Raw genomic sequence first — 14,299 nt, forward strand, 5'->3', positions numbered from 1 at the left:
TCCCGGGCCGTTTCGTTTTACGGTTGTGAACCGGCTACACCACGGCGGCGCTGAACGCGGTCGACATCTCGAGCGCCAACGCCGTCAAGGCCGACATCACGCTGACGCCGTAACTGGCCCGCGCTCATTGCCGCTGGCGGCGCCTCCACGCCGCCAGCACGCCCAATCCTCCCGTCAGCAGCGCTGCCGGCGCCGGTTCCGGCACCGGCAGCGCCTGCGATTCCGCCACCGCGTACGCGCTGTAGGCGAGCATGCCATCCACCCACGCGTCCTGCGACAGCGCCGACACCGACAAGGTGCCGTGCTGGCTGCCGCCATCCACCAGCGCACGCGTGCTGAAGGTCCAGTCGCCGTCGCCGTCGCCGATGCCGTGCAGGGAGCCGTACAGCTCCGCCAGTGCGGTCGGCAGGGAACCGGCGGCCGGGTCGGCGCTGGCCCAGAGCGCGGCATCGAGGTCGAACACCACCTGCGTGTGCGGCGACAGCGTGAAGTGCAGGCTGCGGTTGGACGAGGCGAAGCCGTAGCCGCTGGCCAGGTCGAAGCGGATGCGGGCGGCGTCGCCCTGCGCGTCCACCCGCGCGGCGGCGTAATCGTTGGTGAAGCCGCTGCTGCCCGCGGTCTCGATCTGTACGCTGTCGATCAGGTTCGCTTGCCCGTCGTAGACGCTGGCGTAGGCGAGGACGCTGTCCGAGGTCCAGCTCAGCAGCGGGGCGATGCCGTCGTCCGGCGCGAGGTCGACCAGGTGGTAGACGAGGTTGCCGACGCTGACTTCGGCGGATTGCTGGGCCAGGGCGGGTGCGGCGGCCGTGAACAGAAGGGCGGCCAGCATGGCGTTGAATCGTCTTTGCATGTCGTGTTCCGTCGTGATGGAGGAAAAGCGACTGTAAGCGATGGTCCGGCGCCGGCTTTATGCCGCGTCAATATCCGACACGCATGCGGCCGGCCCCAAGCGCGTCTGCCTGCGCGCTGCTAAGATGCCGAGTCTTTGTCATGGAGGATTGAGATGAACGATATCGCAAACAAGGGCTTCGCGGCCGCCGTCCAGCCGATCGTCGCCCAGACGGCGATCCACACCGATACCGACGGCCTGGTCGCCGGCACCATCACGCTGAATATCGACGGCCAGGACGTGCCGGTCTACCGCGCTCAGCCGGCCGGCAAGGACAAGCTGCCGGTGATCCTCGTGGTCTCCGAAATCTTCGGCGTGCACGAGCACATCGCCGACGTCGCGCGCCGCTTCGCCAAGCTGGGCTACCTGGCGCTGGCGCCGGAACTGTTCGTGCGCCAAGGCGACGCGCACGCGATCTCGGACATCCCGACGCTGTTCCGCGAGATCGTGCTGAAGGCGCCGGACAGCCAGGTCAACGGCGATCTGGACGCCTGCGTGGCCTGGGCCGCGGACAACGGCGGCGACGTCGACAAGCTGGGCATCACCGGCTTTTGCTGGGGCGGCCGCGCCACCTGGCTGTACGCGGCGCACGACCCGAAGGTCAAGGCCGGCGTGGCCTGGTACGGCCGCGTCGCCGGCGACAAGACCGAAAACCAGCCGCGGCAGCCGGTCGACATCGCCCCGGCCCTGACGGTGCCGGTGCTGGGCCTGTACGCTGCCCTCGACCACGGCATCCCGCTCGACACCGTCGAGCAGATGAAGGCCGCGCTGGCCCGGGGTGCGAGCGGTTCGACCATCGTGGTCTACCCGGACGCCGACCACGCCTTCTACGCCGACTACCGTCCGACCTACCACGCCGAATCGGCCAGGGACGGCTTCGCGCGCGCGCTCGACTGGTTCAAGCAGCACGGTGTGAGCTGATACGGCCGGGGCCGGTACGGTACAATTGCCGTCCCCGCGCATAACAAGAGGTTTTCTCATCGACCCGATCCTTATCTCCATCCTGCTTGCCACGGGCCTGGCGGGCCTGGTCAGCATCACGGCGGCCGCGGTGTTTTCCTTCACGCTGCTGTCCAAGGTGGTCGAGCGCATGGTCAGCCTGTCGGTCGGGATCATGCTGTCGACGTCGCTCTTGCACGCGCTGCCGGAGGCGTTCGAATCGAAGGCCGATCCGCGCAGCCTGTTCGGCACGCTGCTGGCGGGTTTGCTGGCCTTTTTCCTGCTGGAAAAGGTCGCGCTGCTGCGCCACTCGCATCATCACGAGGGCGACGGCCACCATCACGCGCACGGCCATGACAAGATGCAGGCCGGCAAGGCCGGCTGGATGATCCTGATCGGCGACGGCATGCACAACTTCACCGACGGCATCCTGATCGCGGCGGCGTTCCTGGCCAACCCGAAGCTGGGCATCGTCACCGGCGTGGCCATCATCGCCCACGAGATTCCGCAGGAGATCGGCGACTTCATCGTGCTGCTCAATGCCGGCTTCTCGCGCGTGCGCGCCTACGTGTTCAATTTGCTGTGCAGCCTGCTGGCGGTGGCCGGCGCCCTGATCGGCTACGCCACGCTGGACCGCGCCAGCAACCTGATTCCCTACGTGCTGGTGTTCGCGTCCTCGGGCTTCATCTACATCGCCGTGAGCGACCTGATGCCGCAGATGCAGCGCCGGGCCACGGTGCGCGAATCGATCCCCCAAGTGTTGTTGATTGGCCTCGGCGTGGTCATCGTTCTGTTTCTGACGCACGGCCATTGATCGGACACAGCGCCCAAGTGTTGACAAGACGATTGACGGCACCCTATCCTGAGCCGTCATCTCAATGGAGGGAAGCATGTCACACCTGGTCGCTCAACTGATCGCGGCACTGCGCGAAAAGCCGTCGCGCTTCGGGTATGTGCTCGCCATCCTCGTCGTCTCGGTGGTCATGTTCACGCTGGCCGATTTCATGCCGGCGCCTTATGATTTCAGCCACTGAGCTTCAGCCGCTGAGCTTGCGCCACCCCGCTACTCGACCGTGATCGCCAGATCGCGGCCCGCCAGAGCCACCTGTCCCGCGTAATCCGCCGCGTAGATGCGCAGCAGGTAGTCGCCCGGCGCCAGATCCCCCACCTTCCAGCTGCCGGCCAGCGCAAGGCCACCGCGCAGCGTGTTGTTGACCGCATACGCAAAGTGCGTTTCCTTGCTGCCGTACACCGTGATGCCGCTGCTGTCGGCGTACACCAGCTTGACCGCGTCGCGCTCGCGCGGCAGCCGGTCATACACCTGGGTGATGCGCGCCGTCTCGAACCCGGCCACCGCGCTGCCGTCCGCGTGCAGCAGCTGGTAGCCCAGCTTGTACAGGCCGAGGCGGCGCCGCGCCAGGTTGCCGTCCATCTGGTCGTAGCCGTCGGCGACGATGGCGATCTCGCCCAGGGCGCGCGCCACGCGCACGCGCCGGCCCTTTTGCGCCGGCAGGCGCCGGCCGCCCGGGTCATACAAGGCAATACCCTGGATGTGCGGGGCGATCGTGTCGCGCATGCCGATAAAGCCCAGCGTCAGCGGGTTGGCCAGCACGCCGCCGGGGCGGTATTCCATGTGCACGTGGGCCATCGGATTGATGGTGCCGAGCGCGTCCCCCAAAGCGAAGCGGGCGCCGCGCCGCACCCGCACGCGCTTCAAGCTGCCGCGCGCATCGGGCAGCAGCTGGAAGCGCGCATCGAGGGCGTGGCCGGCGCTGTCGCGGCCGACGCGCATGTGGATGTACGACAGCGCTCCGAGGCCCATGCCTTCGCCCAGCTCGCCGAAGTCCCAGTTCGGATAGGGATCGGAGACCGTGGCCGGCTCGATCGCCAGCACGCGCGTGCCGATCTCGGCGCGGATGTCCAGGCCGGCGTGGAAGTGGTCGCGGCTTTCGCCGCCGTAATTGCCGCGCACCTCGCCCATCACGCCGACGATTTCGTGCGGCGCGTCCTGCGGGACGACCGGCCAGGGCATGGGCGGCGCCGGGGGCAGCGCGGTCGGCGCCGCCTGCGCAGCCAAGGCTGGCCGCGCCGGCGCGCCGGCCTGGGGCGGCGCCAGCGCGAACACCGTCGACGCCGCGCCGTCGGCCACCACCAGCGCGCCGTCGCGCCTGAGCGCGATCCCGCGCGGCGCGTACAGGCGCAGGCTGCCGTCGCTGCCGAAACTGGTTTGTGGCGGACGGTCGGCGTCCATCAGCGCGTGATACAGCCCGCGCGGATCGACCTGGACGATGCGGCCGCCGATGCCATCGACGTACAGGAAGCCGTCGTGGGTCAGCGCCAGCGCGACCGGGCGATGCAGCAGCCCGTGGCCGTCCGCGGCGACCAGCGGCGCCAGCGTGCTCACCGCGCCGCTCTTGTCGATGCGGCGGATCGCGTCGTTGCCGGTGTCGGCGACGAACAGCACGCCGTCCTTGCCGGCCACGATGGCGCTCGGGGTGTCGAAGCCGGCCGCCATGCCGATGCCATCGAGGCTGCCGGGGCCGCCGTGGCCGGCGACGGTCGTCACCACGCCGGCCTTGTCGATGCGGCGGATGCGGTCGTTGTAGGTGTCGGCGACGTAGACGCTGTCTTCCCGGTCGACCGCCACGCCGACCGGCCCGTCGAAGCGCGCGCTGCGGCCGGCGCCGTCCAGGTAGCCCGCCGGCCCGCCGCCGGCCAGCGTGCTCACGCGGCCGTCCGGCGTGATCTTGCGGATGGCGTTGTTGCCGGTGTCGGCGACGTACAGGTTGCCGAGGCGGTCGATGGCCAGCGCCGACGGCGTGTCGAACGCGGCGTTCGCTGCCGGGCCGTCCGTAAAACCCGCCGCGCCGCCGGCCACCGTGCTTACCCGGCCATCGGGTGAGATGCGCAGGATGCGGTTGCCGGCGCCGCCCTCGCTGACGTAGACGTTGCCATGCGCGTCGACGGCGGCGCCGAACGGGTCGCTGAAGCGGCCGGCCAGCGGCATGGCGCGCGCGCTCCAGTCGGGGCGCGTCGGCGCTTCGGCCCACAGCCAGAGCGCCGGCCCGGGCATGCCGGTCTTGCGGGCGTCGAGCGTGAAATAGGCGGCCGCGGCGAGGGCAAGGACAGTGGCGCCGGCGGCCACCGCAATCAGGGTTTTTCGCTTCACGCTCGCAGCCCGCAAAAATTGCTCAGGCTGCAAGTCTAACCGATCGACCGCCCTGGCAGGGCAGGGCAGCCGTTGCCGTGGCGATCAGTCGGCGCCGGTCGCGACCGCGCGTTTCGGGTCGGCGCTCCATTCGCTCCACGAGCCCGGATACAGCGCGGCGCCCGGCATGCCGGCCACTTCCAGCGCCAGCAGGTTGTGGCAGGCGGTCACGCCCGAGCCGCACTGCATGATGGCCGTTGCCGGGTCGCCGACCGCCACGCCGAGTTCCGTCTTGAGCTGCGCGGGCGACTTGAAGCGGCCGTCCGCCTGCAGGTTGTCCTTGAAGAAGCGGTTTTTCGCGCCGGGGATGTGGCCGCCGACCGGGTCGATGGTCTCGTTCTCGCCGCGGAAGCGGTCGGGCGCGCGCGCGTCGACGACCGTGCGGCCGCCGTGCTCGACGCGCTGCTCTACCGCGCGCAGGACGGCTTCGACGTCGACCGTGGTGGCCAGCGCGTCGCGCGCCTGCACGCTCCCGCGCGCGCGCGCGGGCGAGGCGTCGCTCGTCACCGGCTGGCCGGCGTTTTGCCAGGCCGGCAGGCCGCCGTCGAGCACCGCCACCGCCGCATGGCCGACCCAGCGCAGCATCCACCACAGGCGCGCCGCGAACATGCCGCCGTGGGCATCGTAGGCGACGACTTGCGTGTCGTCGTTCACGCCCCAGGCGCGCAGCAGTTCGATGAAGGCGTCTTTTTCCGGCAGCGGATGGCGCCCGCGGAAGGCGCCGCCCGCGCCGCGCCTGGCGCCCGACAGCTCGGTTTCGATATCGGCGAAGAGCGCGCCGGGAATGTGGCCGGCGGCGTAGGCGTCGCGCCCGGCGGCCAGGTTGACCAGGTCGTGGCGGCAGTCGACCACGACCCAGGCCGGGTCTTGCAGGTGCGTGGCCAAGGCGGCCGGTTCGATCAGGGTGGTGAAGGTGGACGTGGCGGGCATCGATGTCTCCTCAGGCTTCGCTGGCGATGGGGTCGGGTGGCGCGGTTGGCTCGATTGCAGAGGCGCGCGCCGCACTGCGGGTATTGTAGAACGTGGCGGCGATGCCGGAGGCCAGGATCACGCCCATCCCCAGCCACACCTGCCAGGCGAACACGTCGCCCCACAGCAGCATGCCCCACAAGCTCGAAAAGATGATGCCGGTGTACTGCAGGTTGGCCACCACCAGCACGCTGCCCAGGCGATAAGCGCGCGTCATCGCGATCTGCGCGACCACGCCGGCCGCGCCGATCACCGCCAGCAGCCCAAAGCCGCGCCATGACTGCGCATGCGCCAGGCTGTGGCCGCTATCGAACAGCGCGCCGACGAAGCCGGCCACGCCCATGGTCAACGAAAAATAGAACACCACGCGGTATTCCGGCTCGCCCATCTGGCCCAGGCGGCGCACCTGCAGGTAGGCCATCGCGGCGATGACGGAGGAGGCGATTGCCGCCACGCCGCCGAGCCATTCGCGCGTCTCGACGGCCGGACGCAGCACCAGCGTCACGCCGACGAAGCTCATCGCGATCGCCAGCGCCAGCGGCCATTCGGGCAGGCCCTTGCCGCGCCACCAGCCGCTGCCGAACATCCAGGTCGCGAGCCAGATCGGCGCCATGTAGTTGAGGGTGACGGCGGTCGCCAGCGGCAGCTTGACGATCCCGTAGAACCACAGCCACAGCGACAGGACGCCGACCACGCTGCGCCACAGGTGTTCTTTCGGATACGGCGTCTTGAGGGTGCCGCCCTGGGCGTGGATGATCGGCAGCAGCAGCAGGCTGCCGATCAGCCCGCGGTACATGACGATTTCGGAAGTGGAGTAGGTGAGGGAGGCCAGCTTCACGCACGCGCTCATGAGCGCGAACGTGAAGCTGGCAAACAACATCCACAAAGCGGGCATTACATACCTGGCGGGATATCTGGCAGCCGGCCGCGGTACCACTCGTGGAAGTGCTGCATCCCGTCTTCCATCGGCGATTGGTACGGCCCGGCCTCGGTGACGCCGCGTTCCATCAGGATCTTGCGGCCGGCGTCCATGCGCAGGGCGATCTCGTCGTCCTCGACGCAGGTTTCCATGTAGGCGGCGCGCTCGGCGTCGACGAATCCGCGCTCGAACAGCACGAATTCTTCCGGGTAGTAGAACTCGACCACGTTGCGCGTCTTTTGCGGACCCATCGGCCACAGCGTCGACACCACCAGCACGTTCGGGTACCACTCGACCATGATGTTCGGGTACAGCGTCAGCCAGATCGCGCCGTACTTGGGCGGCTGGCCGTTGTTGAACTTCAGGACCTGCTCCTGCCATTTCTTATAGGCGGGCGAGCCCGATTTCTGCAGGCCGCGGTGCACGCCCACGGTCTGCACGCTGTAGTCCGGCCCGAATTCCCAGCGCAGGTCGTCGCAGCTGACGAAGTTGCCCAGGCCCGGGTGGAACGGCTCGACGTGGTAATCCTCCAGGTAGACCTCGATGAAGGTCTTCCAGTTGTAGTCGCACTCGTGCACCTCGACGTGGTCGAACATGTAGCCCGAGAAGTCGAGATCCTTCGTGACCGACATCTGCTTGAGCTTGTCCATCACGTCGTAGCCATTCTGTTCGAACAGCAGGCCGTTCCAGTTCTGCAGCGGCGTCTTGGACAGGTTCAGGCAAGGCGTGTCCGCAAAGTGCGGCGCGCCGATCAGTTCGCCCTTCAGGTCATAGGTCCAGCGGTGCAGCGGGCACACGATGTTCCTGGCGTTGCCGCGGCCATTGAACATCAGCGCCTGGCGATGGCGGCAGACGTTGGACAGCAATTCGATGCCCTGGTTATTGCGCACCAGCATACGGCCTTCGTTTTCCGACTTGAGAGTCGCGAAGTCGCCCTGTTCGGGCACCATCAGCTCATGCCCGACGTAGCGGGGGCCCCCGAGAAACAATTGCTGCATTTCGCGCTGCAACAGCGCTTCGTCAAAGTAGACACTTACCGGAAGCTGCGCGTGCGAGCGCGCCAGCTTGGCGTGGGTAGCCAGATCGGACATCCCAACCCCCCTTTATACAAATTTCAGCCAAAGAAGAGAAAGAATCCGAAGACAGTATTTGGGCGGATCGACGCGCTGCCGGGCAATGCATGGTGGGGCTGCCACCCTGCTGTCGCTGGCTGCGGTGTTCTCGCTCCTTCAAAGAACGGAATACGGTATTTCGGAGACAGAACCGGAGATTATAGCCTGTAAAAGGCTCCACTGGCTGGGACCGGCTCGGCTTTGTGGCACCTGCGCGTATAGAAATTGCCTGTAAGGCATCGTTTTCATGAATCTCGAGGCGCTTTACGATAAAATGTGTCTTTGCTTGCAAGCTTGTGGTGACTTCGCCAACGCCGCATGGCCCGCCACCGTCGTGCAGGGGTAGGATTGTTTACAATAAGCGATTAGACTGGCGCGCCGCACACGAAGTTGCCCCGTGCCCGGCCCCGAAACACCTAGAGTCATTATGCCAAATAAATCAAGCACGGAGAGCCAGGCACAGGCCGCTCCAGAATCCTTCGAAGGGGCGATGGCCGAACTGGCCCAGCTCGTGAGCCAGATGGAAGGCGGGCAGTTGCCGCTGGAAGCCTCGGTCGCCGCGTATGCGCGCGGCTCCGAACTGGTGCGCTATTGCGCGGCCCAGCTGGAAAAGGTCGAGGCCCAGGTCAAGGTCCTCGAAGGCGACATGCTCAAGCCTTTCAGCACCGACGCCGAGGAGGACGAATGAACGCACCCGACGTGGCCGGACTGCGCTTCGGCGACTGGATGAAGGCGGTGCAGGCGCGCACCGAGGATGGCCTCGACGCCTTCCTGCCGCCGGCCGCCACGGCCCCGGCCAGGCTGCACGAGGCGATGCGCTACACCACGCTGGGCGGCGGCAAGCGCGTGCGCCCGCTGCTGGCGCATGCCGCCGGCGAATTGTTCGGCGCCGATCCCGACGCCGTGCTGCGCGCCGCCTGCGCGGTCGAAATGATCCACGTGTATTCGCTGGTGCACGACGACATGCCCTGCATGGACGACGACGCCCTGCGCCGCGGCAAGCCGACCGTGCACGTGGCCTACGACGAAGCCACCGCGCTGCTGGTCGGCGATGCGCTGCAGGCGCAAGCCTTCGAAACGCTGGCCGGCGCCGCCACCGTAGCGCCGCAGAGGCACGTGACGATGTTACGCTTGCTGGCACAAGCCGCGGGCAGCGCCGGCATGTGCGGCGGCCAGGCGATCGACCTCGACAGCGTCGGCTTCAAGCTCACGCTGGAACAGCTCGAACGCATGCACCAGCTCAAGACCGGCGCCATGCTGCGCGTGTCGATCATCCTGGGCGCGCTGGCCGGGCGCGATCTCGACGCGAACGAGTACGATGCCTTGAGCGCGTACGCGCGCGCGATCGGCCTGGCGTTCCAGGTGGTGGACGACGTGCTGGACGCGACCGAGGATTCGGCAACGCTGGGCAAGACCGCCGGCAAGGACGCGGCGGCCAACAAGCCGACCTACGTGTCGATCCTGGGGCTGGAGGAATCGCGGGCCCTGGCGGAACAACTGCGGCAGCAGGCGCACGAAGCGCTGGCGCCGTTCGGAGAACAAGCACTGCGGCTGCGCGAGCTGGCCGACCTGATCGTGCAGCGGAAGGCATAATAATGAACCTGCTAGAGACAATCAACGACCCAGCCGACCTGCGCAAGCTGCCGCGTACCCAGCTGACCCCGCTGGCCCACGAACTGCGCCAGTTCCTGCTCGAATCGGTCTCCAAGACCGGCGGCCACCTGTCGTCCAACCTCGGCACCGTCGAGCTGACGATCGCGCTGCACTACGTGTTCGACACGCCGCACGACCGCATCGTGTGGGACGTCGGCCACCAGACCTATTCGCACAAGGTCCTGACCGGGCGCCGCGAGCGCATGCCGACGCTGCGCCAGCACCTCGGCCTGTCCGGCTTCCCGCGCCGCGACGAAAGCGACTACGACACCTTCGGCACCGCGCACTCCTCGACCTCGATCTCGGCCGCCCTCGGCATGGCCGCCGCCGCCAAGATCAAGGGCGAGAAGCGCAAGTCGATCGCCGTGATCGGCGACGGTTCCATGACCGCCGGCATGGCGTTCGAGGCGCTGAACAACGCCGGCGTCGAGGACGACTGCGACCTGCTGGTGGTCCTGAACGACAACGACATGTCGATCTCGCCGCCGGTCGGCGCCCTGAACCGCTACCTGGCGCGCCTGATGTCGGGCCAGTTCTACGCGGCCGCCAAGAACGTCGGCAAGAGCGTGCTGCCGGCCCCGGTGCTGGAACTGGCCAAGAAGCTCGAGGAACACGCCAAGGGCATGGTCGTGCCGGCCACGATGTTCGAGGAATTCGGTTTCAACTACATCGGCCCGATCGACGGCCACGACCTCGAGTCGCTGATCCCGACGCTGGAAAACATCAAGCGCCTCAAGGGCCCGCAATTCCTGCACGTGGTGACCAAGAAGGGCCAGGGCTACAAGCTGGCCGAGGCCGAGCCGATCCTGTACCATGGCACCGGCAAGTTCAACCCGAGCGAGGGCATCAAGCCGGCCAAGGCCGGCAAGATCACCTATACCGAGGTGTTCGGTAACTGGCTGTGCGACATGGCGGGAAGCGACAAGCGCCTGGTCGGCATCACGCCGGCGATGCGCGAAGGCTCGGGCATGGTGCGCTTCCACCAGGAGTACCCGGAGCGCTACTTCGACGTCGGCATCGCCGAGCAGCACTCGGTCACCTTCGCCGCCGGTCTCGCGACCGAGGGCATGAAACCGGTGGTCGCGATCTACTCGACCTTCCTGCAGCGCGCCTACGACCAGCTGATCCACGACGTGGCGCTGCAGAACCTGGACGTGACCTTCGCGCTGGACCGCGCTGGCATCGTCGGCGCCGACGGCGCGACCCACGCCGGCAACTACGACCTGGCCTACCTGCGCTGCATTCCCAACATGGTCGTGATGGCGCCGTCGGACGAGAGCGAGTGCCGCCAGATGCTGACCACCGCCTACCACTATCCGGGGCCGGCCGCCGTGCGCTATCCGCGCGGCGCCGGCGTCGGCGCGGCGATCCAGCCGGCGCTCGACACGCTCCCGATCGGCAAGGGCACGGTCAAGCGCCAGGGCAAGGGCGTGGCGATCCTGGCCTTCGGTTCGATGGTGGCGCCGAGCCTGGGCGCGGCCGCCGACCTGAACGCGACCGTGGCCGACATGCGCTTCGTGAAGCCGCTCGACGTCGAGCTGGTCAAGCAGCTGGCGCGCGACCACGACGTCCTGGTGACGGTCGAAGAGGGCTGCACGATGGGCGGCGCCGGTTCAGCCGTGGCCGAGGCGCTGGCCAGCGAAGGCATCGTCAAGCCGCTGCTGATCCTGGGCCTGCCGGACCGCTTCATCGACCACGGCGACCCGGCCCTCCTGCTGGCCTCGGTCGGCCTGGACGCGCACGGCATCGGCAAGTCGATCCGCGAACGCTTCGGCATCGGCGAGCCGCGCCTGGTGGTGAACAACACCTGAGCAACACCTGAGCAACACCTGCGCCCTCGCGCGCCTCGCGTTCGTACGCGGGCGCACGCGAGGCGCGCCGCAAAGCCGGTATGATCGGTGTCAAACCAACCTGATACCGGAATTCCTATGTTGATCGTCACCCACGGCGGTAAATTCCATGCGGACGACGCATGGGCCGTCGCCGTCCTGCACATCCTTCATCCCGAAGCCGAGATCGTGCGCACGCGCGACCCGGCCATCATCGAGACCGGCGACTTCGTGGTCGACGTCGGCGGCATCTGGGACCCGGCCACGGGCCGCTTCGATCACCACCAGAAAGGCTTTGCCGGCGCGCGCCAGAGCGGCGTGCCGTATGCCAGCGCCGGCCTGGTGTGGCGCGACCAAGGCGCGCGCTGCGTGCGCCTGCTGGCCGAGCAGCATGCCGGGCGCCAGATTTCGGACGACACCGCCCAGCAGATCGCCTACGCGATCGACGCCGACATCGTGCAGTACCTCGACCTGTCCGACGTCGGCGCGGCCAAGAACGCGCCGGGCGGCTACGGGCTGTCGGCCGTGATCTCGGGCTACAACCCGAACTGGCTCGACGAGGAGCGCCTCGGCTACGGCGGGGAAGCCGACGCCTACCGCCTGCAGCAGTTCCGCCGCGCGATGGCCTTCCTGGCCGACGTGATGGCCAATGCGGTCAAGTACCGCGTCGGCGCGATGCTGGCGCTGGAACAGGTGCGGGGCGCCGAGCAGCTCGAAGGCGGGCGCCTGCTGTACCTGAAGAACAGCGCGCTGCCGTGGTCGTCCGTGGTGCGCAAGGAGATGCCGGACGTCCTGTTCGTCATCAGCCACAACCTGCAGGAGCAGCGCTACATGCTGCACACGGTGCCGGCCAGCGTCGACAGCTTCGAGGCGCGCGCCGACTTGCCGGCAAGCTGGGCCGGCCTGCGCGACGCCGACCTGGCGGCCGTCACCGGCGTGGCCGATGCAGGCTTTTGCCACAACGGCCGCTTCATCGCCGCCGCCAGGTCCTACGACGGCATCTACCTGATGGCGCTGCAGGCGCTGAAGGAAGTCGAACCGGGTTGAGGCAAAAGCCGGTTCCGCCGGCTCAGGCCGCCGTGCGTTCCGGCACGTGCAGCGAGCGCGCCAGCAGGTGGCCGGCCACGAAGCCGCCGACCAGGCCGCCGAGGTGGGCGGCATTGTCGGTGTGCGGATACAGGAAGCCGGCGGTCAGGTTGAACAGCAGGAACGGCAGTGTGGACGCGCGCAGTTCCTTGACGATGGTCGGCGGCACGCCGCTGTTCTCGCGCCGGATGAAGGCCAGCAGGCCGCCCAGGATGCCGAAGATCGCGCCCGAGGCGCCGACGCTGTTCACGTGCGGATTCCACAGCACGCTGGCCAGGCTGCCGCACACGCCGGCGATCATGTACAGCGCCAGGAAACGCGTGCTGCCGAAGATGCGCTCGACCAGCGTGCCGACCTGCCACAGCGCCAGCATGTTGAAGGCGATGTGCAGCAGGCTCCCGTGCAGGAACATCGAGCTCACCAGGCGCCACCACTCGCCGCCCAGCGTCAGCGGGCCGACGTTCGCCCCCCAGTGCGCCAGCTGGTAGGAACGGATCATGGCGTCGACCGGCGAGCTCCAGCCCCAGCCCGGCATAGTCTGCAGCGAGATGCCGTACTGGCCGCGCCGCGCCAGCCACATCAGGAAGTAGATGCCGATGTTCAGGGTGAGCAGCCCCCAGATCACCGGCGTCGACGGGCTCCAGTAATCGATGCGGTCGTGGAAGGCTTCGCGCTCGGCGTAGGCGCGCGCGAATTCCTCGGTCTGGCGCGTCGGCAGCAGCGCGGCCAGGCGGCGCGCCTCGGCGCTGTCCGCCAGCGTGAAGCCGACCGTCATGTTGCCCTTCACGCCGATCACGTCGAAGCGCAGGTCGGGTCCTTCGGTCCGCACGTTGACGATGTCGACCATGCGAATCCGGTGATCGGCCCACTTCGCCAGGCGGAACGAGCTGTGGTTGCGCCCGCCGATGATGACGAAGTCGGGCTCGATCGCGACCGATCCATCGCCCTGCAAGCCGTAGGGATTGGTCGGCCAGTTCCTGCCGCCCAGGTGGAAGCGGACATTGAAAGCGTGCAGTCCTGCCATGCGTCAGCCGCGCTTGCGTTCGTGCTGCCAGAGCACGTCGTTGCCGCCGGCGTGGCGGTTCAGCACGCGTGCCAGCACGAACATCAGGTCGGACAGCCGGTTCACGTACTGGCGCGGCTGGGCGTTGACAGTCTCCGCATGCGACAGCGCGACGATGCTGCGCTCGGCGCGCCGGCACACGGTGCGGCACACGTGCGCGAGCGAGGCCGCGCGCGAGCCGGCCGGCAGGATGAATTCCTTCAGGGTCGGCAGGTCGGCGTTGTACTTTTCGAGCAGGCCGTCCAGGCGCGCCACGTGCTCGTCCTGGATCATCTGGTAGCCGGGGATGCACAGCTCGCCGCCCAGGTCGAACAGGTCGTGCTGGATCGAGACCAGCTCCTCGCGCGTGGCGGCCGGCATGTCCTCGCACAGCAGCAGGCCGATGAAGGAGTTGAGTTCGTCGACGTCGCCGAGCGCTGCGATGCGCGCGCTGTCCTTGCCGGTGCGGCTGCCGTCGCCCAGGCCGGTGCTGCCGTCGTCGCCCGTGCGGGTTGCGATCTTGGATAATCGATTGCCCATGCTGATGTCCTGCCAATGAAAAAAGATAGCCGGAGCATACGCCAAAAAGATGGAATAGTGCTTACAATCGGTTCATGATCTTATCGATAGCCGTCGGTCCCGAGCCTCGCGTC

Annotated in this window: 14 protein-coding genes; 7 read left to right on the forward strand and 7 right to left on the reverse strand. The window is 67.9% G+C overall.

The genetic code is table 11. The features are described 5' to 3' along the window. Positions 1-124 precede the first annotated feature (124 nt). Positions 125-850: a PEP-CTERM sorting domain-containing protein gene (locus FA90_RS22790; protein ID WP_156116810.1), complete on the reverse strand. Its 726-nt coding sequence runs from the start codon at positions 848-850 to the stop codon at positions 125-127. Positions 851-1,003: 153 nt separating this feature from the next. On the opposite strand from FA90_RS22790, the gene FA90_RS22795 reads away from it, so the two are divergent. The 3 genes from FA90_RS22795 (at position 1,004) to FA90_RS26685 (ending at position 2,862) form a co-directional block, all read left to right on the forward strand. Further along, positions 1,004-1,810, forward strand: a complete 807-nt coding sequence (locus FA90_RS22795; protein ID WP_051972020.1) for a dienelactone hydrolase family protein — start codon at positions 1,004-1,006, stop codon at positions 1,808-1,810. A 130-nt stretch (positions 1,811-1,940) separates the two neighbouring features. Next, positions 1,941-2,642: a ZIP family metal transporter gene (locus FA90_RS22800; RefSeq protein WP_051972021.1), complete on the forward strand. Its 702-nt coding sequence runs from the start codon at positions 1,941-1,943 to the stop codon at positions 2,640-2,642. A 76-nt stretch (positions 2,643-2,718) separates the two neighbouring features. After that, complete coding sequence (locus tag FA90_RS26685; protein ID WP_156116811.1) at positions 2,719-2,862, forward strand: hypothetical protein; 144 nt, start codon at positions 2,719-2,721, stop codon at positions 2,860-2,862. A gap of 29 nt (positions 2,863-2,891) precedes the next feature. On the opposite strand, the gene FA90_RS22805 is transcribed toward FA90_RS26685, so the two are convergent. The 4 genes from FA90_RS22805 to FA90_RS22820 form a co-directional block, all read right to left on the reverse strand. Beyond that, the gene (locus tag FA90_RS22805) at positions 2,892-4,997 is read right to left on the reverse strand and encodes a gluconolaconase (protein ID WP_036172825.1); all 2,106 of its coding nucleotides are present in this window, start codon (positions 4,995-4,997) and stop codon (positions 2,892-2,894) included. 84 nt (positions 4,998-5,081) lie between these two features. Then, the gene (locus tag FA90_RS22810) at positions 5,082-5,966 is read right to left on the reverse strand and encodes a sulfurtransferase (RefSeq protein ID WP_036172829.1); all 885 of its coding nucleotides are present in this window, start codon (positions 5,964-5,966) and stop codon (positions 5,082-5,084) included. Positions 5,967-5,976: 10 nt separating this feature from the next. Beyond that, positions 5,977-6,900 (reverse strand): DMT family transporter, encoded by a 924-nt coding sequence (locus tag FA90_RS22815; protein ID WP_036172830.1) that lies wholly within the window; start codon positions 6,898-6,900, stop codon positions 5,977-5,979. Next, positions 6,900-8,015: an aromatic ring-hydroxylating dioxygenase subunit alpha gene (locus FA90_RS22820; RefSeq protein ID WP_036172834.1), complete on the reverse strand. Its 1,116-nt coding sequence runs from the start codon at positions 8,013-8,015 to the stop codon at positions 6,900-6,902. Before FA90_RS22820 ends, FA90_RS22815 begins: the two co-directional genes overlap by 1 nt. Before the next feature lie 448 nt (positions 8,016-8,463). Between FA90_RS22820 and FA90_RS22825 the strand changes: the two genes are divergently transcribed. The 4 genes from FA90_RS22825 to FA90_RS22840 all read left to right on the forward strand — a co-directional run bounded on the left by FA90_RS22825 (position 8,464) and on the right by FA90_RS22840 (position 12,565). Then, positions 8,464-8,724, forward strand: a complete 261-nt coding sequence (locus FA90_RS22825) for an exodeoxyribonuclease VII small subunit (protein WP_036172839.1) — start codon at positions 8,464-8,466, stop codon at positions 8,722-8,724. Continuing rightward, positions 8,721-9,629 carry a polyprenyl synthetase family protein gene (locus tag FA90_RS22830; protein WP_036172842.1) on the forward strand — a complete coding sequence of 303 codons (909 nt, stop codon included), beginning with the start codon at positions 8,721-8,723 and terminating at the stop codon, positions 9,627-9,629. Before FA90_RS22825 ends, FA90_RS22830 begins: the two co-directional genes overlap by 4 nt. Before the next feature lie 2 nt (positions 9,630-9,631). Further along, complete coding sequence (gene dxs / locus FA90_RS22835) at positions 9,632-11,500, forward strand: 1-deoxy-D-xylulose-5-phosphate synthase (RefSeq protein WP_036172845.1); 1,869 nt, start codon at positions 9,632-9,634, stop codon at positions 11,498-11,500. 117 nt (positions 11,501-11,617) lie between these two features. Next, positions 11,618-12,565: an MYG1 family protein gene (locus FA90_RS22840; RefSeq protein ID WP_036172848.1), complete on the forward strand. Its 948-nt coding sequence runs from the start codon at positions 11,618-11,620 to the stop codon at positions 12,563-12,565. Positions 12,566-12,587: 22 nt separating this feature from the next. Here FA90_RS22840 and FA90_RS25280 read toward each other — a convergent pair whose 3' ends face one another. Both FA90_RS25280 and FA90_RS22850 read right to left on the reverse strand, forming a co-directional pair. Next, entirely contained in the window at positions 12,588-13,628 is a 1,041-nt protein-coding gene (locus tag FA90_RS25280) for a rhomboid family intramembrane serine protease (protein WP_051972022.1), read from the reverse strand. 3 nt (positions 13,629-13,631) lie between these two features. Further along, positions 13,632-14,186 (reverse strand): cob(I)yrinic acid a,c-diamide adenosyltransferase, encoded by a 555-nt coding sequence (locus tag FA90_RS22850; protein WP_036172852.1) that lies wholly within the window; start codon positions 14,184-14,186, stop codon positions 13,632-13,634. Positions 14,187-14,299: the final 113 nt, after the last annotated feature.

The organism is Massilia sp. 9096 (assembly GCF_000745265.1).
In the GTDB taxonomy this organism is placed as follows: Bacteria; Pseudomonadota; Gammaproteobacteria; order Burkholderiales; family Burkholderiaceae_D; genus Telluria.

What these genes read in the sequence shown, in the direction of transcription:
- FA90_RS22820 (WP_036172834.1), bottom strand. Translation starts at nt 8,015, where the DNA reads ATGTCCGATCTGGCTACCCACGCCAAGCTGGCGCGCTCGCACGCGCAG.
- FA90_RS22790 (WP_156116810.1), bottom strand. Translation starts at nt 850, where the DNA reads ATGCAAAGACGATTCAACGCCATGCTGGCCGCCCTTCTGTTCACGGCC.
- FA90_RS22825 (WP_036172839.1), top strand. Translation starts at nt 8,464, where the DNA reads ATGCCAAATAAATCAAGCACGGAGAGCCAGGCACAGGCCGCTCCAGAA.
- FA90_RS22795 (WP_051972020.1), top strand. Translation starts at nt 1,004, where the DNA reads ATGAACGATATCGCAAACAAGGGCTTCGCGGCCGCCGTCCAGCCGATC.
- FA90_RS22830 (WP_036172842.1), top strand. Translation starts at nt 8,721, where the DNA reads ATGAACGCACCCGACGTGGCCGGACTGCGCTTCGGCGACTGGATGAAG.
- FA90_RS22810 (WP_036172829.1), bottom strand. Translation starts at nt 5,966, where the DNA reads ATGCCCGCCACGTCCACCTTCACCACCCTGATCGAACCGGCCGCCTTG.
- FA90_RS22850 (WP_036172852.1), bottom strand. Translation starts at nt 14,186, where the DNA reads ATGGGCAATCGATTATCCAAGATCGCAACCCGCACGGGCGACGACGGC.
- FA90_RS22840 (WP_036172848.1), top strand. Translation starts at nt 11,618, where the DNA reads ATGTTGATCGTCACCCACGGCGGTAAATTCCATGCGGACGACGCATGG.
- FA90_RS22815 (WP_036172830.1), bottom strand. Translation starts at nt 6,900, where the DNA reads ATGCCCGCTTTGTGGATGTTGTTTGCCAGCTTCACGTTCGCGCTCATG.
- FA90_RS25280 (WP_051972022.1), bottom strand. Translation starts at nt 13,628, where the DNA reads ATGGCAGGACTGCACGCTTTCAATGTCCGCTTCCACCTGGGCGGCAGG.
- FA90_RS26685 (WP_156116811.1), top strand. Translation starts at nt 2,719, where the DNA reads ATGTCACACCTGGTCGCTCAACTGATCGCGGCACTGCGCGAAAAGCCG.
- dxs (WP_036172845.1), top strand. Translation starts at nt 9,632, where the DNA reads ATGAACCTGCTAGAGACAATCAACGACCCAGCCGACCTGCGCAAGCTG.